At 71.3% G+C, this 23,738-nt stretch carries 17 protein-coding genes and 1 tRNA gene; 5 read left to right on the plus strand and 13 right to left on the minus strand.

The genetic code is table 11. The features are described 5' to 3' along the window. Positions 1-27 precede the first annotated feature (27 nt). Positions 28-2,001 (plus strand): dynamin family protein, encoded by a 1,974-nt coding sequence (locus ACIRL2_RS12975; RefSeq protein ID WP_395861987.1) that lies wholly within the window; start codon positions 28-30, stop codon positions 1,999-2,001. A gap of 373 nt (positions 2,002-2,374) precedes the next feature. Here the strand turns inward: ACIRL2_RS12975 and hemW are convergent, their stop codons facing one another. From hemW to lepA, 3 genes are all read right to left on the minus strand, one after another. Then, positions 2,375-3,595 carry a radical SAM family heme chaperone HemW gene (gene hemW / locus ACIRL2_RS12980; RefSeq protein WP_395861985.1) on the minus strand — a complete coding sequence of 407 codons (1,221 nt, stop codon included), beginning with the start codon at positions 3,593-3,595 and terminating at the stop codon, positions 2,375-2,377. Positions 3,596-3,779: 184 nt separating this feature from the next. Continuing rightward, complete coding sequence (locus ACIRL2_RS12985) at positions 3,780-5,636, minus strand: AMP-dependent synthetase/ligase (RefSeq protein WP_395861983.1); 1,857 nt, start codon at positions 5,634-5,636, stop codon at positions 3,780-3,782. Positions 5,637-5,963: 327 nt separating this feature from the next. Next, positions 5,964-7,817, minus strand: a complete 1,854-nt coding sequence (lepA, locus tag ACIRL2_RS12990; protein WP_395861982.1) for a translation elongation factor 4 — start codon at positions 7,815-7,817, stop codon at positions 5,964-5,966. A gap of 363 nt (positions 7,818-8,180) precedes the next feature. Between lepA and rpsT the strand changes: the two genes are divergently transcribed. Further along, a complete protein-coding gene (gene rpsT / locus ACIRL2_RS12995) occupies positions 8,181-8,447 on the plus strand; it encodes a 30S ribosomal protein S20 (protein WP_020553196.1) in 267 nt (88 codons plus the stop codon). Between the two features lie 216 nt (positions 8,448-8,663). Here the strand turns inward: rpsT and holA are convergent, their stop codons facing one another. From holA to ACIRL2_RS13010, 3 genes are all read right to left on the minus strand, one after another. Continuing rightward, positions 8,664-9,653, minus strand: coding sequence for a DNA polymerase III subunit delta (gene holA, locus ACIRL2_RS13000; RefSeq protein ID WP_395862780.1), 990 nt, complete (start codon positions 9,651-9,653; stop codon positions 8,664-8,666). Then, complete coding sequence (locus tag ACIRL2_RS13005) at positions 9,619-12,831, minus strand: ComEC/Rec2 family competence protein (RefSeq protein WP_402231965.1); 3,213 nt, start codon at positions 12,829-12,831, stop codon at positions 9,619-9,621. Before ACIRL2_RS13005 ends, holA begins: the two co-directional genes overlap by 35 nt. A gap of 89 nt (positions 12,832-12,920) precedes the next feature. Beyond that, entirely contained in the window at positions 12,921-13,553 is a 633-nt protein-coding gene (locus ACIRL2_RS13010; RefSeq protein WP_395861873.1) for a helix-hairpin-helix domain-containing protein, read from the minus strand. 67 nt (positions 13,554-13,620) lie between these two features. Here ACIRL2_RS13010 and ACIRL2_RS13015 point away from each other — a divergent pair, with 67 nt between their 5' ends. After that, entirely contained in the window at positions 13,621-13,827 is a 207-nt protein-coding gene (locus tag ACIRL2_RS13015; protein WP_402231967.1) for a hypothetical protein, read from the plus strand. A gap of 193 nt (positions 13,828-14,020) precedes the next feature. On the opposite strand, the gene ACIRL2_RS13020 is transcribed toward ACIRL2_RS13015, so the two are convergent. From ACIRL2_RS13020 to ACIRL2_RS13035, 4 genes are all read right to left on the minus strand, one after another. Further along, positions 14,021-14,866 carry a DegV family protein gene (locus ACIRL2_RS13020; RefSeq protein ID WP_395861870.1) on the minus strand — a complete coding sequence of 282 codons (846 nt, stop codon included), beginning with the start codon at positions 14,864-14,866 and terminating at the stop codon, positions 14,021-14,023. A gap of 198 nt (positions 14,867-15,064) precedes the next feature. Then, on the minus strand, positions 15,065-15,697 hold the full coding sequence (locus ACIRL2_RS13025; protein ID WP_395861869.1) for a hypothetical protein: 633 nt from the start codon (positions 15,695-15,697) through the stop codon (positions 15,065-15,067). 235 nt (positions 15,698-15,932) lie between these two features. Next, complete coding sequence (gene leuS, locus ACIRL2_RS13030; RefSeq protein WP_395861868.1) at positions 15,933-18,833, minus strand: leucine--tRNA ligase; 2,901 nt, start codon at positions 18,831-18,833, stop codon at positions 15,933-15,935. Between the two features lie 271 nt (positions 18,834-19,104). Continuing rightward, on the minus strand, positions 19,105-19,749 hold the full coding sequence (locus ACIRL2_RS13035; protein ID WP_395861866.1) for a lysoplasmalogenase family protein: 645 nt from the start codon (positions 19,747-19,749) through the stop codon (positions 19,105-19,107). 268 nt (positions 19,750-20,017) lie between these two features. Here ACIRL2_RS13035 and ACIRL2_RS13040 point away from each other — a divergent pair, with 268 nt between their 5' ends. Beyond that, the gene (locus ACIRL2_RS13040) at positions 20,018-20,143 is read left to right on the plus strand and encodes a hypothetical protein (RefSeq protein WP_395861864.1); all 126 of its coding nucleotides are present in this window, start codon (positions 20,018-20,020) and stop codon (positions 20,141-20,143) included. Positions 20,144-20,145: 2 nt separating this feature from the next. Here the strand turns inward: ACIRL2_RS13040 and ACIRL2_RS13045 are convergent, their stop codons facing one another. Further along, a complete protein-coding gene (locus ACIRL2_RS13045) occupies positions 20,146-21,123 on the minus strand; it encodes a helix-turn-helix transcriptional regulator (RefSeq protein WP_402231970.1) in 978 nt (325 codons plus the stop codon). A gap of 62 nt (positions 21,124-21,185) precedes the next feature. Between ACIRL2_RS13045 and ACIRL2_RS13050 the strand changes: the two genes are divergently transcribed. After that, entirely contained in the window at positions 21,186-22,361 is a 1,176-nt protein-coding gene (locus ACIRL2_RS13050) for an epoxide hydrolase family protein (protein ID WP_402231972.1), read from the plus strand. A 72-nt stretch (positions 22,362-22,433) separates the two neighbouring features. On the opposite strand, the gene ACIRL2_RS13055 is transcribed toward ACIRL2_RS13050, so the two are convergent. Continuing rightward, a tRNA-Ala gene (locus tag ACIRL2_RS13055) sits at positions 22,434-22,506 on the minus strand. 11 nt (positions 22,507-22,517) lie between these two features. Next, positions 22,518-23,294, minus strand: a complete 777-nt coding sequence (locus ACIRL2_RS13060) for a rhomboid-like protein (RefSeq protein WP_395861860.1) — start codon at positions 23,292-23,294, stop codon at positions 22,518-22,520. Positions 23,295-23,738: the final 444 nt, after the last annotated feature.

Here is a 23,738-nt window from a genome sequence, read left to right on the forward strand (position 1 = left end):
ACGCCGTCGAGGAGGGGAGCGTTCAGGGTGGACAAGGGTCACGGGGCGGCCGATGGGGCCTACGCGGGTTACGGCGCGTGGCGGGCACGGCAGGAGACCCTGGTCGGCCTGATCGACCGGCTCACGCCGATCGTGGCCGGGTTGCGGATCGGCGCGGGCGTCAAGAAGTTGGACTCGTTGAAGCAGCGGGCCGCGTCCGAGGCGTTCAAGGTGATGATCGTCGGCGAGTTCAAGCGCGGCAAGAGCACGGTGATCAACTCGATGCTGGGCGAGAAGGTGCTGCCCTCGTTCGCCCGGCCGTGCACCGCGATCATCAACGAGGTCACGTGGGGTGACACCCGCTCCGCGCTGATCTATCCGCTGGAGGCGGATGGTACGGCGGGCGAACCGCTGACCGTCGGCGTGGACGAGATCGCCGACTACGTCACCATCGGCGCGGACGACGACAACACCCCGAACCCGTACGAGCGGGCGGTGGTGCGCTGGCCGCTGGAACTGTGCCGCAACGGCGTCGTGGTGGTCGACTCGCCGGGTCTCAACGAGGCCCCGGAACGCGAGAAGGTCACCCTGAACTACCTCGAACAGGCCGACGTGCTGGTGTTCGTGGTGGACTGCCAGGCCGCGATGTCGCGCAGCGAGCAGCTCTTCCTGGACGTACACGTCAAGGCCCGCGGCCACGAGGACGTCTTCTACGTCGGCAACAAGATCAACCTGGTCGAGGAGGAGGAGCGCGAGGACGTACAGCGGGAGATCCGCAAGCGTCTCTCCCCCTATCTCTCCCGCCCCGACCGGGTGTTCTTCGTGAACGCCCGGGCCGCGCTGACCGGCCGGCAGAAGGGCGACCCGGACCTGCTGGCCGGCTCCGGGATGCCCGAACTGGAGCGCGGTCTGGAGGAGTTCCTGACCCGGGAGCGCGGTCGGGCGAAGATCCTGTCTCCCGCGCGCGAGCTCAAGTACCTGCTGATCGAGGCGCGCGAGCAGATCGACCGCAAGGAGGCGCTGCTGACCCAGGACGTCGAGGAGCTGCGGGCCACCTACGAACGGGTCCAGGGCCCGCTGACCCGGCTGGAGCAGAACCGGCGGGTGATCGTCGCGCAGATGGAGGAGCACCTGCGCGAGACCCGCGGCGAGGTGGAGGCCGCGACCCGGCGGTTCATGGACCGGGTCGCCGCGAACATCCCGAACTGGGCGCAGGAGTACGACCCGAGCAACACCATCGGCGCCAATCCGTTCAACGCGCGCGAGAAAATGGAGGCGGCGGTCAAGGAGATCACCGACCATCTCTCCGGGCGGGTCCAGGTCGAGTTCGCGCAGTGGCAGGAGAACGAGCTCAAGCCGCTCGTCTCTCGTCGCGTCGAGGATATGGAGCGGATGATCGACGACGACGTGAAGCAGTTCGTCACGCGCATCGACGAGATCCGCGCGTCGCTCACGTCGGGGCCGGTCGGCACGGACGAGGACGGCAAGCCCTCGACACCGATCGAGCGGCTGCTCGCGGACGCGGTCAGTTTCGTGCTCGACCCGGCGACGGCGGTCTCCGGCGGCAAGTTCAACCTCCGGTCGATGCTCACCGCACTGCTGCCGCAGATCGCGGTCGGCACGGCGGCGTTCCTGGTCGGTCTGGGCCCGTTCGTGATCCTCGGCGCGGTGCTCGGCTCGACCGTGTTCAAGGGCGCGCTGCAACTGAACAAGGCCAACCGCCGCCTCAAGGAACAGGTCGCCGAACAGGTCCAGTTGGAACTGCGCAAGCAGGCCGACACCGACGTCACCAACCTGGGCGAAGAGGTCGTCAAACAACTCCGCAAGATGCGCGACGCGATCGCCCAGGGCCTGGACGCGGAGATCAAGTCGATCCGCGACGAGGTCGGCGCGGCCCTCCGCACCAAGGAACAAGGCGAGTCCGACGCAAAGCGCGAGAGCGGCGAAATGCGCCGCTACGCCCAGGAACTCAACCGCGTCGACGAGTCCCTGGCAGACCTGATCATGGACGTGGCGATGTAGGCACCACCCACAAACGCCGGCCGGGCAACCACAACCCGACCCAACAGCCCCGCCGGCGTTTGAGGCCAATCAGCCCGGCCGGCGCATGAGGCCAATCAGCCCGGCCGGCGCATGAGGCGAAACAGCCCCGCCGGCGCATGAGGCCACCCAGCCCCGCCGGCGCATGAGGCGAAACAGCCCCGCCGGCGCTTGAGGCGAAACAGCCCCGCCGGCGCATGAGGCGAAACAGCCCCGCTGGCGCATGAGGCGAAACAGCCCGGCCGGCGCATGAGGCCACCCAGCCCCGCCGGCGCATGAGGCGAAACAGCCCCGCCGGCGCATGAGGCGAAACAGCCCGGCCGGCGTTTGAGGCCAGAAGCGGGTGTCGGCCGCCCTAGTCGACCAGATCCCGCACGACCGCGTCGGCCAACAACCGCCCCCGCAACGTGAGAACCGCCCGCCCGCCCCCAAGCGGCTCGAGCAGCCCGTCCGCAGCAGCCCGAGACGCCGCCTTCCGCCCCACGTCCGCAAGGAGCGAGAGCGGGACGCCCTCGGCCAACCGCAGCTCGAGCAGGATCCGCTCGACCCGCCGGTCCTCCGCGGTGAGCAACTCGCGCGCCTGCGCGGGAGACGTCCCCGCCGCCAGCCGCTGCGCGTACGCGGCGGGATGGCGCACATTCCACCACCGCACCCCGCCCACGTGGCTGTGCGCCCCCGGCCCCGCGCCCCACCAATCCGCGCCGGTCCAGTACAGCTCGTTGTGCCGGCAGCGCGCCGCGGCGTCGGTGGCCCAGTTGGACACCTCGTACCAGCCGAGCCCGGCGGCGGAGAACGCCTCGTCGGCCATCAGGTAGCGGTCCGCGAGCACGTCGTCGTCCGGCATCGGCAATTCGCCCCGACGCACCCGACCGGCCAGCCGGGTGCCGTCCTCGACGATCAGCGCGTACGCCGAGACGTGGTCGGGACGCGCGCCGAGCACCGCGTCCAGTGAGGCCCGCCAGTCGTCGTCGGACTCCCCCGGCGTGCCGTAGATCAGGTCCAGGTTGACGTGCTCGAACCCGGCCGCGCGCGCGTCGGCCACACACTGTTCGGGCCGACCCGGGGTGTGCCGGCGGTCCAGGATCTGCAGGACGTGTTTGCGCGCACTCTGCATGCCGAACGACAGCCGGTTGAAGCCGCCCGCCAGCAACGTGGCCAGATAGGCCGGATCGACCGACTCCGGGTTCGCCTCGGTGGTCACCTCGGCGCCGGCGGCGAGCCCGAACTCGTCCCGGATCGCGCCCAGGATCCGAGCCAGATCCTCGGCCGGCAGCAGGGTGGGCGTACCGCCGCCGAAGAACACCGTCTCCACCGGGCGGTCCACGTCGCCGAGCCGCCGCCGGGCCAGCCGGATCTCGGCGATCGCGTCGTCCGCGTAGGACCCCTGCGAGGCCGACCCACCCAGCTCGGTCGCGGTGTACGTGTTGAAGTCGCAGTAGCCGCACCGCGACGCGCAGTACGGCACGTGCACGTAGAAGCCGAACGGACGACTCGCGTCCGCGAACTCGGCGAGCGCGGACGCGGGCAGCGAACCGTCTTCGGGCACGGGCAGACCGTCGGGGGGTGCGGAGGGCATCCTCCCATTGTCCACGAGCCGGCGACCGAGCCCGGCGCCGTCGACACCTCGGCGCCCACCCCGGACCCGGACGACTGTCCGACGCCCCTCGACGCGCGACCCGGCACCGGCGCCCGGCCCCCGCCCCTGCCCCGGGGGCCAGCCCAGCCCCCGGCCCGGGCTCGGGCCCGGCCCAGCCCCGAGCTCAGGTGACCAGCGTGCCCGTGTACATGCCCTCCAGCAGCTCCGCGTACTGCTGCTCCACCACCCGCCGCTTGACCTTCAGGCTCGGCGTCAGCTCACCGTGCTCGACGCTCAGGTCGCGCGGCAGGATGGCGAACTTCTTCACCGTCTGCCAGCGCTGGAGGCCGGCGTTGAGCTCGTCGAGGCAGTCGGCGATGAGCGCGCGGGCCTCCGCGCTGCCGGCCAGTTCCTCGTACGACTTGTCCCGCAGTGCCGGCCGGTCGGCGGCCCAGCCCCGGATCGCGTCCGGGTCCAGGGTGATCAGCGCGGAGCAGAAGTTTCGGCCCTCGCCGTGCACGAGGATGTTGCCGACGTACGGGCACATGCCCTTGAACCGGCCCTCGATTTCGCTGGGCGCCACGTACTTCCCGCCCGACGTCTTGATCAGGTCCTTCTTGCGGTCGGTGATCCGCAGGAAACCGTCCTCGACCACCCCGATGTCGCCGGTGCGCAGCCAGCCGTCCTCGGTGAGCACCTCGGCGGTGGCCTCGGGGTTGTTGTGGTATCCCTGCATCACCCCGGGGCCGCGCACGAGCAGTTCGCCGTCCTCGGCGATGCGCAGCTCCGAGCCGGGCAGGACCACGCCGACGGTGCCGATGCGGTGCGCGTCGTAGCGGTTGACCGAGCTGCCCGCGCTGGCCTCGGTCAGACCGTAGCCCTCCAGGATGGGGATGCCGATCGCGTCGAAGAACTCCGCGACGTCGGGCGAGAGCGCCACGCTGCCGGAGATACAACCCTTGAGCCGGCCACCGAACAGGTCGCGCAGTTTGCCGAAGACGAGCCGATCGGCCAACCGGTACTTGGCGTTCAGCAGCACGGAGGGGGTGCGACCGGCCTGCCGGGTCTGCGACGTCTCCCGACCGACGCCGATCGCCCACCGGAAGATCCGGTACTTGAGGCCGCCCTCGGCGCGCATCCGCACGTGCACGGAGTTGTACACCTTCTCGAACACGCGCGGCGCGGCGGCCATGAAGGTCGGCCGTACGATCGGAAGGTTGGTGATCAGCTTGGGAATCCGGCCGTCGATCGCGGTCGGGTAGCCGATCCGGATCTGGCCGGACACCATCACCTTGCCGTAGCAGTGCGCGAGCGGCAGCCACAGGTACTGCAGCTCGTCGATCTCGGTCAGCCCCATCGCGGCCTGCGCGGCGGCCTGGTAAGCCCACGTGTCGTGCGCGAGCCGAACGCCCTTGGGTCGACCGGTGGTACCGGAGGTGTAGATCAGCGTCGCGAGCTGGTCGCGGGTGATCGCGCCGACGCGGGTTTCGACCAGGTCGGGTTCCTTCTCCAGCCGGGCACGGCCCAGTTCCTCCAACTCGGCGAGGGTGCTCACCCAGTCGTCGTCGGCCTCGTCGGCGGCGTGGTCGAAGACGATCACCTTGCGCACCGCGTCCAGACCGGTCCGCTCGCCGCGCAGCTTGGCGAGTTGGGCGTCGTCGGCGGCGAACACCACCACGCTGCCGGAGTCGGCCAGGATGAACGCGGCCTCGTCGGCGTTGGTGGTCGGATAGACGGTGGTGGTGGCCGCCCCGGCGCACATGATGCCCATGTCCGCGAGCACCCACTCGAACCTGGTCTCGGCCACGATCGCTACCCGGTCCTCGGGCTCGACCCCCAGCGCCACCAGGCCGGCGGCGATCGCCTTGGCCCGGTCGCCGGCCTGCCCCCAGGTGAGCGACCGCCATTCCTCGCGGTCGCCGTCGCCCACCGCGACCGGGTATCGGTACGCCTCTCGTTCGGGCGTCGCCCGAACGCGCTCCAGGAAATCCACCGCGATGGACGGCGGGCGGTTGTCGATGCCGACGGGCTCTGGACTCACTGCGGCCTCCGTGTCCTGGGCGGATTTCAGGGGTGGTGGCGGTGCCGTTGTACCGGCGTCGATACCGGTACCCATACGGGTATCCACAGGGGTGTCCGTACGGGTATCGGGATCGGTGGGAGTGCGGAGTGTTCGGTATAGCGGGAGTAAAAAGCACAGCGGGTGCATCGGTTGTGCCCGATGCACCCGCAACGTACGCCGCCGCAGGGCTACGCGGTAGTAGCTTCGCCCGGATCCGCTATCGAATCGCGTCGCCACACCCGCCGGCCGACCCGGCCGCGGCCCTGCTTCCCGCCTGTGTTCCCAGCCTCCGCGCCCCGCGTACCGCTACTTCTTGCCGCCGCTGTCGTCGGTGGACAGCGCCGCGATGAAGGCCTCCTGCGGCACCTCCACGCGGCCGACCATCTTCATCCGCTTCTTGCCTTCCTTCTGCTTCTCCAGCAGCTTGCGCTTGCGGCTGATGTCACCGCCGTAGCACTTGGCGAGCACGTCCTTGCGGATCGCCCGGATGTTCTCGCGGGCGATCACCCGCGCGCCGACCGCCGCCTGGATCGGCACCTCGAACTGCTGACGCGGAATCAGCTCGCGCAGCTTCTTGGTCATCTCGACGCCGTATGTGTACGCCTTGTCCTTGTGCACGATCGCGCTGAACGCGTCGACCGCCTCGCCCTGGAGCAGGATGTCGACCTTGACCAGCGCGGATTCCTGCTCACCGGTGGTCTCGTAGTCCAGCGACGCGTAGCCGCGCGTCTTGGACTTGAGCGCGTCGAAGAAGTCGAACACGATCTCCGCCAGCGGCAGCGTGTAGCGCAGCTCGACCCGGTCCTCGGAGAGGTAGTCCATCCCGATCTGGACCCCGCGGCGGGTCTGGCACAGCTCCATGATCGTGCCGATGTACTCGCTCGGCGCCAGGATCGTGGCCCGCACCACCGGCTCGTGCACCTCGGCGATCTTGCCGCCGGGGAACTCGCTCGGGTTGGTCACGGTGTGCTCGGTGCCGTCCTCCATGACGACCCGATACACCACGCTCGGCGCCGTGGAGATGAGTTCCAGGTTGAACTCGCGCTCCAGGCGCTCCCGGACGATCTCCAGGTGCAGCAGCCCCAGGAAGCCGCAGCGGAAGCCGAAGCCGAGCGCGACCGAGGTCTCCGGCTCGTACACCAGCGCGGCGTCGTTGAGCTGGAGCTTGTCGAGCGCGTCGCGCAGCTCGGGGTAGTCCGAGCCGTCCAGCGGATACAGACCGGAGAAGACCATCGGCTTCGGGTCCTTGTAACCACCGAGCGCCTCGGTCGCACCGTGGTGCAGCGAGGTGATCGTGTCACCGACCCGGGACTGCCGAACGTCCTTCACGCCGGTGATGATGTAGCCGACCTCGCCGACGCTCAGGCCGTCGGACGGCTTGGGCTCGGGCGAGATGACCCCGATCTCCAGGAGTTCGTGGGTCACCCCCGTCGACATCATCTGGATCCGCTCGCGCTTCTTCAGGTCGCCGTCGATCACGCGGACGTAGGTGACCACGCCCCGGTACGAGTCGTAGACCGAGTCGAAGATCATCGCGCGGGCGGGCGCGTCCTTGGCGCCGATCGGCGGCGGAACCAGGCGTACGCACTCGTCCAGCAGCTCGGACACGCCCACGCCGGTCTTGCCGGAGACCTTGAGCACGTCCTCCGGGTCGCAGCCGATGATGTGCGCGAGCTCGGCCGCGTACTTCTCCGGCTGGGCGGCGGGCAGGTCGATCTTGTTCAGCACCGGGATGATCTGGAGGTCGTTCTCCAGGGCCAGGTAGAGATTGGCGAGCGTCTGCGCCTCGATCCCCTGGGCCGCGTCGACCAGCAGGATCGCGCCCTCACAGGCCGCGAGCGAGCGGGACACCTCGTACGTGAAGTCCACGTGGCCGGGGGTGTCGATCATGTTGAGGATGTGGATCTGGCCGTCCGGGGCCGTCCACGGCAGCCGCACCGCCTGCGACTTGATGGTGATGCCGCGCTCACGCTCGATGTCCATGCGGTCGAGGTACTGCGCGCGCATCTGCCGCGCATCGACCACACCGGTGATCTGAAGCATCCGGTCGGCGAGCGTCGACTTGCCGTGGTCGATGTGGGCGATGATGCAGAAGTTCCGGATCAGCGCCGGGTCGGTACGGCTGGGCTCCGGCACGTTCACTGGCGGGGTCGCGGGCACGCGGGCTTCCAGATTCTCGATCGGGTGGACTGGCGAGGGCCTTGCGGGTGGCACGTGGGATCGGTGTGGGATCACAGGTGTTCCCTACATCGTCCCATGCGGCATGGGTGAGCCGTGTTGGTGGAGCCGGCCGAACCGGTTCGGGTCGCCGCGCGTGGGGGCGAACGGGAGTGAGCGGGGGCGGGCACGGGCCACGCACGGGGGTGGATCGGGCCATATTGGCCGGCCGTGTCGTGGGCGCCCGCCGATGACTGGTAATCTGATGGATCGCGTGTGGCGTACGTGTCTCTGCCACGCAAGTCAACGTCCGAACGGGCCCTCTCCCTGGATCGGATCCCGACCTAGTACTCAGAAGGCTCTTTCGTGGCGAACATCAAGTCCCAGATCAAGCGCAACAAGACGAACGAGATTGCGCGTCAGCGCAACAAGGCCGTCAAGTCGGAGCTCAAGACCTTCGTGCGCAAGGCGCGCGAGGCGGCCGAGGCCGGCAACGTCGAGCAGGCCGAGGCGCTCACCCGCCTCGCGGCCCGCAAGCTCGACAAGGCCGTCAGCAAGGGTGTCATCCACAAGAACCAGGCCGCCAACAAGAAGTCGGCGCTGGAGAAGCGTGTCGCGACGGCCAAGGCCTGACTCGCGACACCTTTGATGGTGTGACACCCGAGCGCATGCGCTCGTAGTGACTTCGAAGGCGCCGTCCCCGGATCTCGGGGACGGCGCCTTTGTCGTTGTGGGGGTGTGGTCTTTCGGCGGGGCGCGGGTCGGCGGGTCTCGGATCGCCGGCTCGTGGATCGCCGGGTCGTGGGTCGTGGGTCGTGGGTCGGCGGATCGTGGGTCTCGTCGGCGGCCTCAGAGGTTGCGGACCGTGGAGACCGTCACGACGGCCTTCTCCAGCGCGTACGCGGGATCCGTACCGCCACCCTTGACCGCCGCGTCGGCGTCCGCGACCGCGCACAGGGCGCGCACGATGCCGTCCGGGGTCCAGCCGCGAAGCTGCTGCCGCACCCGGTCCACCTTCCACGGCGGCATGCCCAGCTCGCGGGCCAGGTCGTTGGGGCGGGCATTGCGCGAGGCGGCCCCGACCCGGGCGATCTGCCGCACACTCTGCGCGAGCGCGCTGGTGACCATGACCGGCGCGACGCCCACCGACAGCGCCCAGCGCAACTGCTCCAGCGCCTCGGCGGTACGGCCCTCGACGGTCTTGTCGGCGACGGTGAAACTGGACGCCTCGGCGACGCCGCTGTAGTAGCGCGCGACCACCTCTTCGTCGACCACGCCATCGGTGTCCGCCATCAACTGGCTGCACGCGGACGCCAACTCGCGCAGGTCGTTGCCGATCGCCTCGACCAGGGTGCGGCACGCGTCCTCGGTGAGCGAGCGGCCCGCGATCCGGAACTCGGCGCGCGCGAACGCGACCCGGTCGCCGACCTTGGTGACCTTGGGGCACGCGACCTCTCGCACACCCACCTTGCGGACCGCGTCCAAGAGGTTCTTGCCCTTGGGCCCGCCGAGGTGGGCGAGCACGAGCACGATCTCGTCGGCGGGATCGGCGATCAGCTTCTTGACCTCGCCGGCCAGGTCCGCCCCGAGGTCCTGCGCGGACCGGATCACGATGACCTTGCGCTCGCCGAACAACGACGGACTGGCCAACTCGGACAACATCCCCGCCTGCAACGACCCGGGGGCGAGGTCCCGGACGTCGGCGTCGGGATCCTGCGCCCGCACGGCGCGCACCACATCCCCGATCGCGCGATCCACAAGCAGTTCCTCGGGCCCGACGACAAGCGTCACGGGCGCGAGCGGATCATCCTGCATTCTCCTGGCCACCCGACCAAGCATCCCACGCCCCACAGACACACCCCACAACCTCGCCCCGCCGGCCGGATGCCGGCTGCGGGTCTGGGGTTCGGGGGCGGCCGGCGCGGGCCGGGATGCCGGGCGCGGCTGTGTGGGGAGTGCGTGGGTGGTGGGTGCTTCCGTGGGGTGCTCGCTGGAGTGCGCACGTGTGGCGCGGGCGCGGGCGCGGGCGGCGGGCGGGGCCGTTGGCCCGACGCCGGTGGGCGTGCGAGGCGGCGGTTGTGCGGTGGTTGGCGGTCCGTTCGGGTGTCGGGGTCGGAGTGGGCGCGCGGAGGGCGTGGGCGGCGGTGTCGGGGCCTCGGGCGACCGCGTTCAGGTGGGTCGGAGTGCCTGTGACGGCGATCGGGCCGTCGGTGTCGGTGCGCAGGAGGCGGGCGCCGGTCGCGGCGATCAGGGCGCGGGCGGAGGGCGACGGGTGGCCGTAAGGGTTGTCCTTGCCCACCGAGACGAGCGCCAGGCGCGGGTGCAGCCCGAGCACGAGACCCGGGTCCTGGCGCGCCGAGCCGTGGTGCGCGACCTTGAGCACATCCACCCGAAGACCGCCCAGCCGGGCCCGCAGCGCCTCCTGGGCTTCGATCTCGACATCCCCCGTGAGCAACATCCGAACGCCGTGGCGCTCCGCGAGCACCACGAGACTCGCGTTGTTGGCCGGTGAGCCGCCCACCGCACTCCCCACCGGGACGTCCCACACCGCCACCCGCTCTCGGGCATCGGACCCGGTCCACGGTCTGCCGGGATCGGGGACGCCGATTCGAGGGGCCGGAACACCCCGCGCCGCCACCCACCCCGACACCCCTGACCCCGCCCATGGTCTGCCCGGATCAGGGACGCCCGTTCGCATGGCCGGGACACCCCGCGCCGCCTCCCACCCCGACGCACCCGGCCCGATCTGCGGCCTGCCGAGATCAACGGCCCCAGTTCGAATCGCCGGAACGTCCCGCGCCACCACCCACCCCGATACACCCGGCCCGATCTGCGGCCTGCCGGGATCAAGGGCGCTCGTTCGCGTGGTTGGGGTGTCCGGTGGGGGCGGTGGAGCGGGGCGGGGTGAGGTGGTGGGTGGGGCGGAGGAATCGGGGGTGGTCGCACGCGGTCTCGGGGTGGGTACGTCGGGAGGTGGGGTGAGGGTTTGCCAGGTCAGGGCGGCCCGGGTGCGGTGTTCGCCGTCGGTGGGGGTGGTCAGGGAGGTGCCGGCGGCGCCGGCCCAGCGGCGGACTCGGGTGACCTCGGCTCGGGGCTCGAGGACCGTCGTGCCCTGGAGCAGGCCTACCGCGCGACCGCGCAACGCGCCGGGGAGGCCCTCGACGTGGTCGGCGTGGTAGTGGCTGAGCAGGACCAGGGGCAGTCGGTGCACGCCGAGGTCGCGCAGACAGCGGTCGACGGCGTCCGGATCGGGGCCCGCGTCGATCAGGACACCGGCGCCGGGGCCCGCGTTGAGCACGATGGCGTCGCCCTGCCCCACGTCGCACATGACCAGGTGCCAGTCCGGCGGCGGCCAGCCGGTCAGCGGGCGGACCAGGACCGGCGGGCGGAGCAGCAATACCACCACAAGCGTCGCGAGCAGCGCGGCGGCCATCGCTCGCGGCCGGCCCGCTCGGGTGGAATCGGGCGGGCGTCGCAGAATACGCAGGGTCGGTACGGCCGCGACCGTGATCGCCGCCAGGACCGCTCCGCCGAACACACCGGTCGGCCACGTGACGGCGGCGCCGGGCAGCGCGGCGCCGGTGCGGGCCACCGTCGCAATCCAACCGATCGGCCAGGAGCCCAGCCAGGCGGCGACCCGCGCGAGCGGGAGGCAGACCGGGGCGAGCACGAGGGCAACGAAGCCGAGGATCGTGGCCGGCGCGACCGCGAACTCGGCAAGCAGGTTGCACGGCACGGCCACCAGGCTGACCCGGCCGGCGAAACTCACCACGAGCGGTCCGCAGACGGCCTGTGCGGCGAGCGGTACGGCGACCACGACCGCGGCCCACGTCGGCCAACCTCGGGTCCGAAGTCGTGCGGTCCAATGCGGCGCGAGCAGCAGCAGTGCGCCCGTGGCCAACGTGGACAACGCGAAGCCGTAGGACCGGGCCAGGGTCGGATCGAAGAGCACCAGGCCGAGCACCGCGACGGCGAGTGCGGGCAGTCCGCGTCGGGGCCGGCCGCTGTACAACGCGACCACGGTGACCAGGCCCATCGCGGCGGCGCGCAACACACTGGGTTCGGGCCGGGCCACCACCACGAAGCACGCGATCGCCGCCGCCCCTGTGATCGGCAGCACGCGTCCACGCAGACCGCTACGGCGAAGCACGAAGAGAACGAATCCCAGCAGGATCGTGATGTTGGTGCCGCTTACGGCGGTCAAATGCGTGAGTTCGGCGGTGCGGAAGTCGGCTTCGAGGTCGGCCGGGAGTTGGCTGGTGTCGCCGACGACCAGGCCCGGGAGCAGGCCTCGGGCGGCGGGCGGCAGGTCCGCGCACGCCGCGCGCAGGCGGGCCCGGAGGTGGCCCGCGAGGCGCTGCGGGGCCGACGGGGTGCCGACGTGCTCGGGCGCGGACCGGATCAGCAGCAGGGCTCCGCCGCCCTTGCCCGGCACGAGGCGCCCATGCGCCCGCACCGGGGTGCTCGGGAGCAGCCCGAGCCAGGATCCCGCCTCGGGCCCGCCGACCAGAACCGTCACCGGAGTCCGCACGCGCGCACCACGCGGACCACGAATCCCGGGCGAGCCGGGCCGGCCGAGTGGACCGGCCGCGGCGTGCGCACCGCGTGCGTCGGACGGGTCGGGCGGGTCGGATGCCGTGCCGAGAAAGTCGATCCGGGCACCGAACAGCGTGGGAGGCGCGCCGAGTTCGCTGCCTCGGACGCGGGTGACGCGGCGCTCGGGGTCGGTGCGTACGGTCAACTCGACGCCGACTTCGGCGCGCTGCCGGGCCGCGGTCGCGACGGGACCGGCGTGGTCGGCGGCGGTACGCAGGCCCGCGACCAGACCACCCGCCGCGACACACACGAGCACGACGGCAAGGGTCACCCGACGGCACACCCCGACAGCCCCGGCGAGCACGGCGGCACCGAGGATCGCGCACGCACTCGCGATCGCGACGACCCGGAACGAGACCAGCGGCGCGGTCCACGCCGCGGCCCACGCGGCGATCGCCCCCGGCACCAGCCGGGCGTCCACCCGCGCACGATCCCCGTCCCCCGCCCGGCCGCGACGTGCGGTGGCAGGGGCACCCGGGGCGGCAGCCGAGCGGCCCACCGTGCGGGGGCTCATACCCGGACCCTCGGTTTCAGGTCGGAGTACTTGCGGTCGCCGATGCCTCGGACCTGGCGGAGCTGGTCGACCGTCGCGAAGCGGCCCAACTGGGTGCGCTTTTCGATGATCTGGCGGGCCAGAACCGGGCCGACGCCGGGGAGTTGCTCCAGTTGCTCGGCCGTTGCCGTGTTGAGGTCGAGCACCTGGGTCGGGCTCGTGGACGTGCCGCCGCTCGTCGGGGCGGCCTGAGCGGGTGCGGCCGGGGCACCCGGAACGCCGACCGGGATCTGTTCGCCGTCGGTCAGCGGCCGGGCCAGGTTCAGCGTGGCCAGGTCCGCCGCCGGCAACGCGCCGCCGGCGGCCTGTACCGCGTCCGCCACCCGCGCCCCCGGCGGCAGCACCACCACTCCGGGGCGCGCCACCTTCCCCGCCACATGCACGGTGATCGGCCCGGCCGCGGGCGCCGGCGCGGCGGCCGAGGCCGGCCCCGGCGGTCCTGCCGACACCGGGCCGCCGCCGGGCACCGAAACCACGCTCGCCTGCCCCACCGGCGCCGGCGCCGCCACGCTCTGCGGACGCGCCCGCCACCACCCGCCGACCGCGAGCGCGACCGCCACCAGCGCCAGCACCGCGACAGCCGCGATCACGCGGCGATCCACACCCACCCGAAGCCGCGCCGGCAACCGATCCGCGACCGCCTCGACCATGCGCCGCGTGGGGTCCGGCCCCCGATGCGCGGCCGGCTCACCCGACCCGAGCAGCGCGGCCACCCGCTCCGCCCCCGAGCGCGGCGCCGCCGCCGCCGAGGAACCGTGCCCGACCGACGCGGACCCCGAGAACGCGGCCGAGGACGGCGGCGGGAAAGCGGACGCGGACGCTGACGCTGACGGGAAGGAAGACGACGAGGACGGCGACGGATAGGCAGACGAGGACGACGATCCGGACATGCCCCGAAGCTAGGCCGAACGGCTCACCCGAACCCGACCACCGAGCCCGCCTGTGCACAACCCCGCGGCCTGTGGAAAACGAACCCACCCACGTGGGTGACCCGCCCCGCCCCACCCCGCCGCGTCACCCACGTGGGCGACGCGCCCACCGCCGCCCCCACCCACCCTCACCGAGGCGAAACCACCACCGCCAACAACCCCGGCCCTGCATGCGCCCCGATCACCGCGCCCACCTCGCTCACATACAGCTCCCCCAGCCCCGTCAACCGCTCCCGCAGCCGCCCCGCCAGCGCCTCCGCGCGCTCCGGACTGGCCAGATGGTGCACCGCGACGTCGACGGCCCCGGCCCCCGCCCGCTCCACCGCCAACTCCTCCAGCCGGCTGATCGCCCGCGCCGACGTACGCACCTTCTCCAGCGGCCCGATCAACCCGTCGCTCACGTGCAGCAGCGGCTTGACCGCCAGCGCCGTCCCCATGAACGCCGTCGCGGCCCCGATCCGCCCGCCCCGGCGCAGGTACTCCAGCGTGTCCACGTAGAACAGCGCCGACGTGGTCTGCGCGCGCTTCTCGGCCGCGATCACCGCCTCCTCCAGGGATGCGCCGTCGGCCGCCGCCTCCGCCGCGGCCAGCACCGAGAAGCCCATCCCCATCCCGAGCGTGCGCGAGTCCACCACCCGCACCGGCACGTCCGCGGCCCGCGCGGCGAGCAGCGCGGCCTCGTACGTGCCGGAGAGCTCACCGGAGATGTGGATCGAGACGATGCCCGTCGCGCCCTTCTCGGCGAGTTCGCGATAGGTCTCCGCGAACGTCTCGGGCGCCGGCCGCGACGTGGTCACGATCCGGCGTTGGCGCAGGGCGTCGGTGAGTTGGGCGGGCGTGGCCTCGATGCCGTCGTCCAACGGTCGCCCGCGCAGGACGACCTTGAGCGGGACCACCACGAGGCGGTGCCGCTCCACGAGCTCCTCGGGCAGGTAGGCCGTGGAGTCCGTGACCACGGCGAGATCGGTCGGCATCGTCGGCATGAGCGGGCAACCACCCGGATGTGAGACGACAGGGGGGCGGGGTCGGTGTCTCGGCTACCCCGTGTCGGGTCGCTGAGTCGAGACACCACAATCAATATTCGGTCACCATGCCACGCCCCGACGCACGGGTGACGCGCGCCGTGGTGCGGCCGGCGCGTCCCGTCGTGGGGGCTCGCCGCCGGCAGCCGCTCAGGTCAGCGGCTTGCTCCGGGATCGGCTCTCGTCCGCGTACGCGCGCAGGGCCGCGGCCTCACGTTCGACGTCCGTGCCGAGCCGGTCCAACTCGTCCTCGCCCAGGTGGCGTTCGCGATCCTGGACGGCCCACCGCAGCGAGGCCGCGGTGTGCTCGATGCGATCCGCGCGCTCCTTGAGCCCGGGCAGCTCACGCGCGACCCGGTCCCGGTCCGGCTCACGCTCGACCAGCTTCAGGTCGGTGTCCAGGGCCTTGGCGAAGTGGTCCAGCCTGCGCAGCAGCGCCACCGCCTCGGAGAGCTGGGCGTCGTGCGCGTAGCCCGCCTCCAGCACCCGCCGGGTCTGCTCCAGCGAACGCCGCACCGACCCGCGCATCCGCGCCGCCTCGGCCGCGCCACCCGTAAGGGTGTACGCCCGAGCCTTGGACGTGGCGTCCTCCACGAGGCCGCGGACCCGGGGCGCGTGCCGCTCGATCCGGCGGCGCACCGCCCGCCGCATCATCGTGATCAGGCCCACCACGACGCCGACGAGCACGAGACACGCGAGCACACCGGCGCCCAACACCACGCCGAAGGTCTCGGCGCCATCGGCCAACGAGTCGGTGGTCGCGGGAACGTCGGCGAGGGCCACGAGGCGTCTCCTGCCTGGTCGGGGCCGGAAGGTTTCCCCTCACACTAACGCCGCCGAGGCGCTCGGATACGCACGCGGCGGAAAACACCGCGTTCCAGACCGATCGTCACCGACCGGAAACGGGACCGACACGGGCCGGAAATCGACCCTCGACGAACCCTCGGCGAACCCGCGCCGGGCCCGCCGAGGGCCGGTCGAATCACACTCGGCGACCGACCGACCCCCGCCGACTCGGCTACGCCGGAACGATGTTCACCAGCTTCGGCGGCTTGACGATCACCATCCGCACGCCGGCTCCGTCCAGCGCGGCCAGCACCGTCGGATCGGCCAGCGCCAGCGCCTTCAGCTCGTCCTCGCCGATGCTCGGCGGGACCTCCAGGCGGGCCCGGACCTTGCCCTTGATCTGCACGACGCAGGTGACCGCGTCCTCGACCAGGTAGGCCGGATCCGCCTGCGGGAACGCCTCGTAGGTGACCGTGTCGCCGTGGCCCAGCTTCGACCACAGCTCCTCGGCCACGTGCGGCACCAGCGGCGCGACCATCAGGACCAGCTTCTCGGCGATCTCGCGCGGCACCGCCGGCAGCTTGACCAGCGTGTTGTTCAGCTCGATCGCCTTGGCGATGGCGGTGTTGAAGCGCAGCGCGTCCATGTCCCGCCGCATGCCGTCGATCGCCTTGTGGGTGGCCCGCAGCGTGGCCTCGTCGGCCGGCTCGTCGACCACGATCGGCGCTCCGGTCCGCTCGTCCACGATGTTGCGCCACAGCCGCTGCAGGAAGCGGTACGAGCCGACCACGGCGCGGGTGTCCCAGGGCCGGGAGATCTCCAGCGGGCCCATCGACATCTCGTACAGGCGCAGCGTGTCCGCGCCGTACTCCTCGGCCATCTGGTCGGGCGTCACCGAGTTCTTCAGCGACTTGCCCATCTTCCCGTACTCGCGGGTGACCGCCTGCTCGCCCAGGAAGAACTTCCCGTCCCGGTCCTCGACCTCGCTCGCCTCGACGTAGACGCCGCGCTCGTCCTTGTACGCGAACGCCTGGATGTAGCCCTGGTTGAACAGCCGGTGGAACGGTTCGGACGAGGACACGTGGCCCAGGTCGAACAGCACCTTGTGCCAAAAACGCGAGTACAGCAGGTGCAGCACCGCGTGCTCGACACCACCGACGTACAGGTCCACGCCGCCGGTGTGGCCCTCGTGCCTGGGCCCCATCCAGTACTTCTCGACCTCGGGATCGACCAGCACCTCGGTGTTGGTCGGGTCCAGGTAGCGCAGCTCGTACCAGCACGAACCGGCCCAGTTGGGCATGGTGTTGGTCTCACGGCGGTACCGCTTGGGCCCGTCGCCCAGGTCCAGCTCCACGTTCACCCAGTCGGCGTTGCGCGACAGCGGCGTCTCGGGCTTGGTGTCCGCGTCGTCCGGGTCGAACGTGCGCGGGCGGTAGTCGTCGATCTCGGGCAGTTCGACCGGCAGCATCGAGTCCGGCAGCGCGTGCGCGACGCCGTCCTCGTCGAACACGATCGGGAACGGCTCGCCCCAGTAACGCTGGCGGGAGAACAGCCAGTCGCGCAGCTTGAAGTTGATCGTGCCCTCGCCGATGCCGCGCTCGGCCAGCCACTCGGTGATCGCCTTCTTGGCGTCGACCACGCCCAGGCCGTCCAGCGAGATGCCCTCGCCGGAGCTGTTCACCAGCTTCGCGTCGTAGGAGACGAACGCGTCGGCCCAGTCGGTGGTGTCCTGGATCGAGCGGTCGTCGGCGGGCTCGACCACGCAGCGGATCGGCAGCTCGAAGGCGCGCGCGAACTCGAAGTCGCGGTGGTCGTGCGCGGGCACCGCCATGATCGCGCCGGTGCCGTAGCCCATCAGCACGTAGTCGGCGATGAAGATCGGCACCCGCTCGCCGTTCACCGGGTTGCTCGCGTAGGCGCCGGTGAAGACGCCGGTCTTGTCCTTGCCCTCGCTCTGCCGCTCGACGTCGCTCTTGGAGCCGGCGAACCGGCGGTACGCCGCGACCGCCTCGGCGGGTGTGGCCGCGCCGCCGGTCCACACCGCCGGGATGCCCTCGGGCCACGCGTCCGCGACGATCGCGTCGACCAGTTCGTGCTCGGGTGCCAGCACCATGTAGGTGGCGCCGAACAGCGTGTCGGGCCGGGTGGTGAACACCTCGATCGGCGTCGCGTCGGTGGCGAACGAGACCTTGGCGCCCTCGGATCGGCCGATCCAGTTGCGCTGCATGATCTTGATCGGCTCGGGCCAGTCCAGCTTGTCCAGGTCGCCCAGCAGGCGGTCGGAGTACGCGGTGATCCGCATCATCCACTGCCGCAGGTTGGACTTGAACACGGGGAAGTTGCCGCGCTCGCTGCGGCCGTCGGCGGTGACCTCCTCGTTGGCCAGCACGGTGCCCAGGCCCGGCGCCCAGTTGACCGGGGCCTGCGAGACGTACGCCAGGCGGTACTCGTCCAGCACCGCCGCACGCTCGGTCTCGGTCAGGTCGGCCCACGCGCGACCGTCCGGGGTGGCCCGGTCGCCCTTCTCGAACTGCTCGACCAGGTCGGCGATCGGACGGGCGCGACCCGTGCCGCCGTCCGCGCCGGGCGCCTGGGGGTCGTACCAGGAGTTGAAGATCTGCAGGAAGATCCACTGCGTCCAGCGGTAGTACGCCGGGTCGGTGGTGGCCACCGAGCGGCGCTGGTCGTGGCCCAGGCCCAGCCGGCGCAGTTGGCGGCGCATGTTGGCGATGTTCGCCTCGGTGGTCACGCGCGGGTGCGTGCCGGTCTGTACGGCGTACTGCTCGGCGGGCAGGCCGAACGCGTCGTAGCCCAGCGTGTGCAGTACGTTGTGGCCGGTCATCCGCTTGAACCGGGCGAATACGTCGGTCGCGATGAAGCCCAGCGGGTGTCCGACATGCAGGCCCACACCCGAGGGGTACGGGAACATGTCCATCACCATCATCTTCGGCCGCCCGGCGACCTTTTCCGGCTCGGCCAGTGGGCCGGCCGGGTTGGGCGCCTCGAACGTGCCGTCGGCCTCCCAGCGGTCCTGCCAGCGCGCCTCGATGTCGCCGGCCAGGACGGCGTTGTAGCGGTAGGGCTCGGTCGGGGCGTCGGTGTTGCCGGCAGGACCCTGCGTCATCTCGGTCATCGTCCTCAACCATCGGGGTGTGGGCAGCCGTCGGCTGCTTCCGGTGTCGTCGCTCGCGCGCGGCGACCGTTTCTGAAAACGAAAAGACCCCTCGCTCAGGAGGGGTCGCCGCGCCGAGTCGGGTGGGAGCGGTCCTCCACCCGGCCTGCTCAGCGCGGCCCGGTAAGCAGCAGTACGGCACGCATGGCCTCAGGTTACCGCAGGTGGCCTGAGGTTACTTCAATGCGGTCGTGGTCCGGGTCCGACTCGGGCCGCACTCGGGCGGTGACCGTCACAGCCCCGGGGCGGGGCCCGTGGACAGCGACAACACCAGCAGGATCAGGGCCAGGTGATAGGCGACCGCGATCAACACCGGCGCGTACGGCGTCGGCGCGCGGAACCGGTTCCAGCCGACCAGGGTGTCGGCGACGTAGAACAGGAACGCGCCGGCCACCGCGCTGGGCCGGCCGGTGGCCGCCGCGGCGACCACCATCAGCGAGACCACGCCGATGTAGAGCAGCACCATGCCGATGTACGTGGGCGCGGTCTCGCGGGCGCCGGTGACCAGGCGCACCGCGTAGGCGCCCGCCGCGAACAGCACGACCACAATGCCGGCGGCCGCCCACAGCCAGGACCAGCCCATGCGTTGGAAGCCCGCGACGTAGCCGATGTGGGCGAGCAGTGAGGCCGCGACCGCGCCGGCGAACCAGCGCGGGGCGAGCACGTCGCGCAGCAGCGACAGCGCGAGCGCGACGCTGAACAACGCGCGCAGTGCCCCGTCGACGTCCTCGAACGACCAGACGACGACGGCCAGGGCACAGATCACCGCGGGTTTCAGGAGCCGATCGAGCGGGAGGCGTTCCCGGGCGACGGCCACCCAGTCGGCGACCGCGAGCAGGCTCGCGAGCACCAGCACGAGTACTGCGGTGAGGTTCACGTCCGGCGACACTACTGACCGGAAACCGGACCATTCGCCCACTCGTTCGACCGTCACGCAACCGTGACGGGAAAGACCCTAATCGTGATCACCGAAGGCCCGCGAAACGGTCCGCATCCGACCCGGGCCGACCCCGCATTCGCTCGAAGCCTGGGCACAACTCCCCGCCGGTGACCGCCGCATCGTAGCCGGCGCGTGGACCGGGCGCCGTCGGCGGAATGCTCGACGACCTCGGTGCCGAACAGCTCGGCCGCGGGACGAACTGCCGGTGGTTCACGTCTTCGAATTGGAGCCGACCACAGGCGCGTATGTGGCCACGGCGATCGAGCGCGTGCGTCTCGATCTTCCGGTGCCGTTCGCGATCGACATCGACGTGGCCTCGCTGGTGCGTTGAGTTCAGCCCTCGGGCGGCTCCGGCGGTGTCGAGCGGGTGTAGCGGGTGGCCAAGGCGCGTAGGTGGGCCATCAGTTCCGGGGGGTCGGTGACGTCGAAGTCGTGGCCGAGCATGCCCAGGTACACGGCCAGGGTGTCGAGGGAGTCGGCGCCGGTGTCCAGGACGCAGGTGTCGGCGTCGATCGCCTCGACGGTGCCCACGGCCGGGTTGATCCGCTCCAGGACCTCGGCGGCGGGCGCGTGGACCAGGACCCGGGCGCGGTGTCGCCACGCGGCGGCGGAGACCTTGCCGGCCACGTACCTCGCGGCGTCGCCCTCCGGGTCCTCGCGCGGCGCGAACCTGGGGCCGCTCGGGGTCCGCGGGGTGATCCGGTCGACCCGGAAGGTGCGCCAGTCGCCCCGGTCCACGTCCCACGCGACCAGATACCAGCGGCGGCCCCAGTTGACCACGCGCTGGGGCTCGACGGTGCGCCGTGTGGACGCGCCGGCGTGGTCGAGGTAGTCCAGCCGCAACCGCTCGCGGTCCCGGCAGGCCGCGACCAGGACGGTGAGCACGTCGGTGTCCACCTTCGCGCTCGGCCGGTCCGCGGGCACCGGCACCGCGTACCGCTGCAACGTGCGCACCCGCCGGCGAAGTCGCGCCGGCAGCACCTGTTCCAGCTTGGCCAGCGCTTGTATGGAGGTCTCCTCCATGCCCGCCATCGCGCCCTGGGCGACGGTTCGCAGGCCGACGGTGACCGCGACCGCCTCGTCGTCGGTGAGCAACAGCGGCGGCATCGCGGCGCCGGAGGCGAGTCGGTAGCCGCCGGTGGAACCTCGGGTCGCGTCGACGGGATAGCCGAGGTCGCGCAGCCGCTCGACGTCCTTGCGGATCGTGCGGCCGGTGACGCCCAGGCGTTCGGCCAATTCGGAGCCCGGCCAGTCGCGGGGGGTCTGGAGCAGGGACAACAGGCGCAGCAAGCGTGCGGAGGTTTCCAACATTCTTTCAGCCTGATGCCTCTATAGGAGCGGAGTGTTCCTATTGGCATCCTACTGTTCTTCTCATGGAGAACAGCAGCAACACCGCAGCCGAGAACGTCACCGCGAACGCCGATGCCACCGCGATCCGCCCGTTCCGGATCGAGATCGCCCAGGCCGAGGTCGACGACCTGCGCGACCGCCTGACCCGCACCCGCTGGGCCGCCGACGTCCCGGGCGTGCCCGACTGGACGCGCGGGGTGCCGGCGGACTACCTCCGGGGCCTCGCCGACTACTGGGCGAACGGGTTCGACTGGCGCAAGGCGGAGGCGCGGCTGAACGCGTTCCCGCAGTTCGTCACCGAGGTCGACGGTCAGGACATCCACTTCGCCCACGTGCGCTCGGCCCGGGCCGACGCCCCCGCGCTGTTGTTGATCCACGACTGGCCGGGCTCGTTCGTGCAGTTCGTCGACGTGATCGAGCCGCTGTCGCGCGACTTCCACGTCGTGGTCACCGACACTCCGGGGGTCGGCTTCTCCGGGCCGCTGTCCGGCCCCGGCTGGACCACCGGCCGGATCGCCGGCGCGTTCACCGAGCTGATGGCCCGCCTGGGCCACGCCCGCTACGGCGTACAGGGCAATGGCGGCGGCGCGTGGATCGCGGCCGAGATGGGTCGTATCGCACCGGAGAAGGTCATCGGGATCCACGTCAACGGCCTGGTCACCTTCCCGTCCGAGGACCCCGCCGACTTCGCCGGGTTGACCGAGAGCGAGCAGTCCAGGCTGGCCCGGCTCCAGGAGTTCCGGGACGACAAGATGGGCTTCAACGCGATCCAGTCGACCCGGCCGCAGACGCTCGCCTACGGGCTGCACGACTCCCCCGTCGGCCAGCTCGGGTGGATCGTGGAGAAGTTCAAGGAGTGGACGGACACCGCGAGCGAGTTGCCCGAGGACGCGGTGGACCGGGACACCCTGCTCACCAACGTCAGCCTGTACTGGTTCACCGGCACGGCCGGTTCCTCGGCCAACCTCTACTACGAGATGGCGCACGATCCGAGCGCGTGGGCGCCGAAGGACCGCGGCACGGTCCCCACGGCGGTGGCCGTCGCGTTGCCGCAGGACGTCGCGATCCGTCGGTTCGCCGAACGCGACCACAACGTGGTGCGTTGGACGGAGTTCGAGCGTGGTGGCAACTTCCTGTCGCTGGAGCAGCCGGAACTGCTGATCGGCGACGTCCGGGAGTTCTTCGCGGGCCTGAGCTGAGCCGGCGCCCGGCAACCGGGCCCGGAACGACCGAAGGCCGCTTCCTGACGGAAGCGGCCTTCGCGATTGCGGTGGAGCTACGGAGAATTGAACTCCGGACCTCTTGCATGCCATGCAAGCGCTCTACCAACTGAGCTACAGCCCCGCGTGAATACGTCATAAGTCTACCGGGTCGGTAGTCGTGCTCACGACCAAGGGGGTCCGCAGCGGCGGCGGCTCGCGCAGCGGGCCGACCGCCCGCAGCAGCGCCGCGGCGGTGAGGCCGCACAGCGTCGCGAACAGGTGGCCGAAGTCCCAGATGGTGTGGTCCACGATCACCGGCAGGCCGACCGAGAAGAACATCACCGCCGTGCCCGCGAACCGGATCCAGCCGGACATGATCAGCACCGCGGCGGCGCACGAGCCCACCTCGACGTAACTCACCCCGACGTCCGTCGCGAACGCGATCTTGTGCGGGAGTCGGCCGGCCTCGATCGCGCCTTTCTCCACCGCGGCGGTCAGCAGCGACCCGAACACGTGGCCGCTCGCGCCGATCAGCAACATCCTGGGCGAGCCGTAGCGGCGTTCCGCCCAGGCCACGATCGTGCCGAACACGACCACGTAGCCGGCCAGTCCCGAGCCGTGGTCGGCGACCCAGAACGCGCTGGTGAGCAGCGCCTCCAGCGGATCGTCGCCGAGCCGGAACAGGTTGGTGCTGTTCAGCTTGGTGAGCAGGTCGATCAGCCGGGGCGGCGACGTGCGTTGCACGACCGTGGACGCGGTGAAGATGGCGATGTAGGTGAACGTCACCGGCGCGGACAGCACCCACGCGTGCAGCCGCGCGGTCCACGGGCTCAGGACCCGCACGCAGCGGCGGGCCCAGGCCCAGTGGCGGGCGAGACCGCGCAGTACGTACCACGCGATGGCCAGGCCCAGGCCGATTCCGACGGTCACCCGGGGCGGGTGCCCGGGTGATGCCCGATGTGAACGCTGTTTTGGGCGACTTTGTCGGCGGCTCGCGAGGGGGTGGGGTGGGGTGGGGTGGGGTGGGTCGTGGGTGGGGGCGTGGGGTGGCGGGTCGGAGTCGTGGGTGAGGCGATGCTGCTTGTTGGGCGACTTCGTCGCCGGCTCGCAAGGCACCACCTTTTTTCTCTCCCCCGCTTCGCTCCTCCGAGAAAAAAGGCGGCGCCTCGCTCGGGGCTTCGTGTCCCTCCGCTTCGCTCCGGGCCACGAAGCCCAAACCTGCGGCTCCGCCGCTCTCCGCGCTTCGCGCGTCGATCACTGGGGTGGGCGCGGGTCGGGGGCGCTGACGCGCCTGGGCGGAGTGGGTCGTGGGTGGGGCGTGGAGTGGCGGGGCGGAGTCGTGGGGGCGGCTGCTTGTTGGGCGACTTCGTCGCC

The sequence above is a fragment of the Embleya sp. NPDC127516 genome (assembly GCF_044765325.1).
In the GTDB taxonomy this organism is placed as follows: domain Bacteria; phylum Actinomycetota; class Actinomycetes; order Streptomycetales; family Streptomycetaceae; genus Embleya.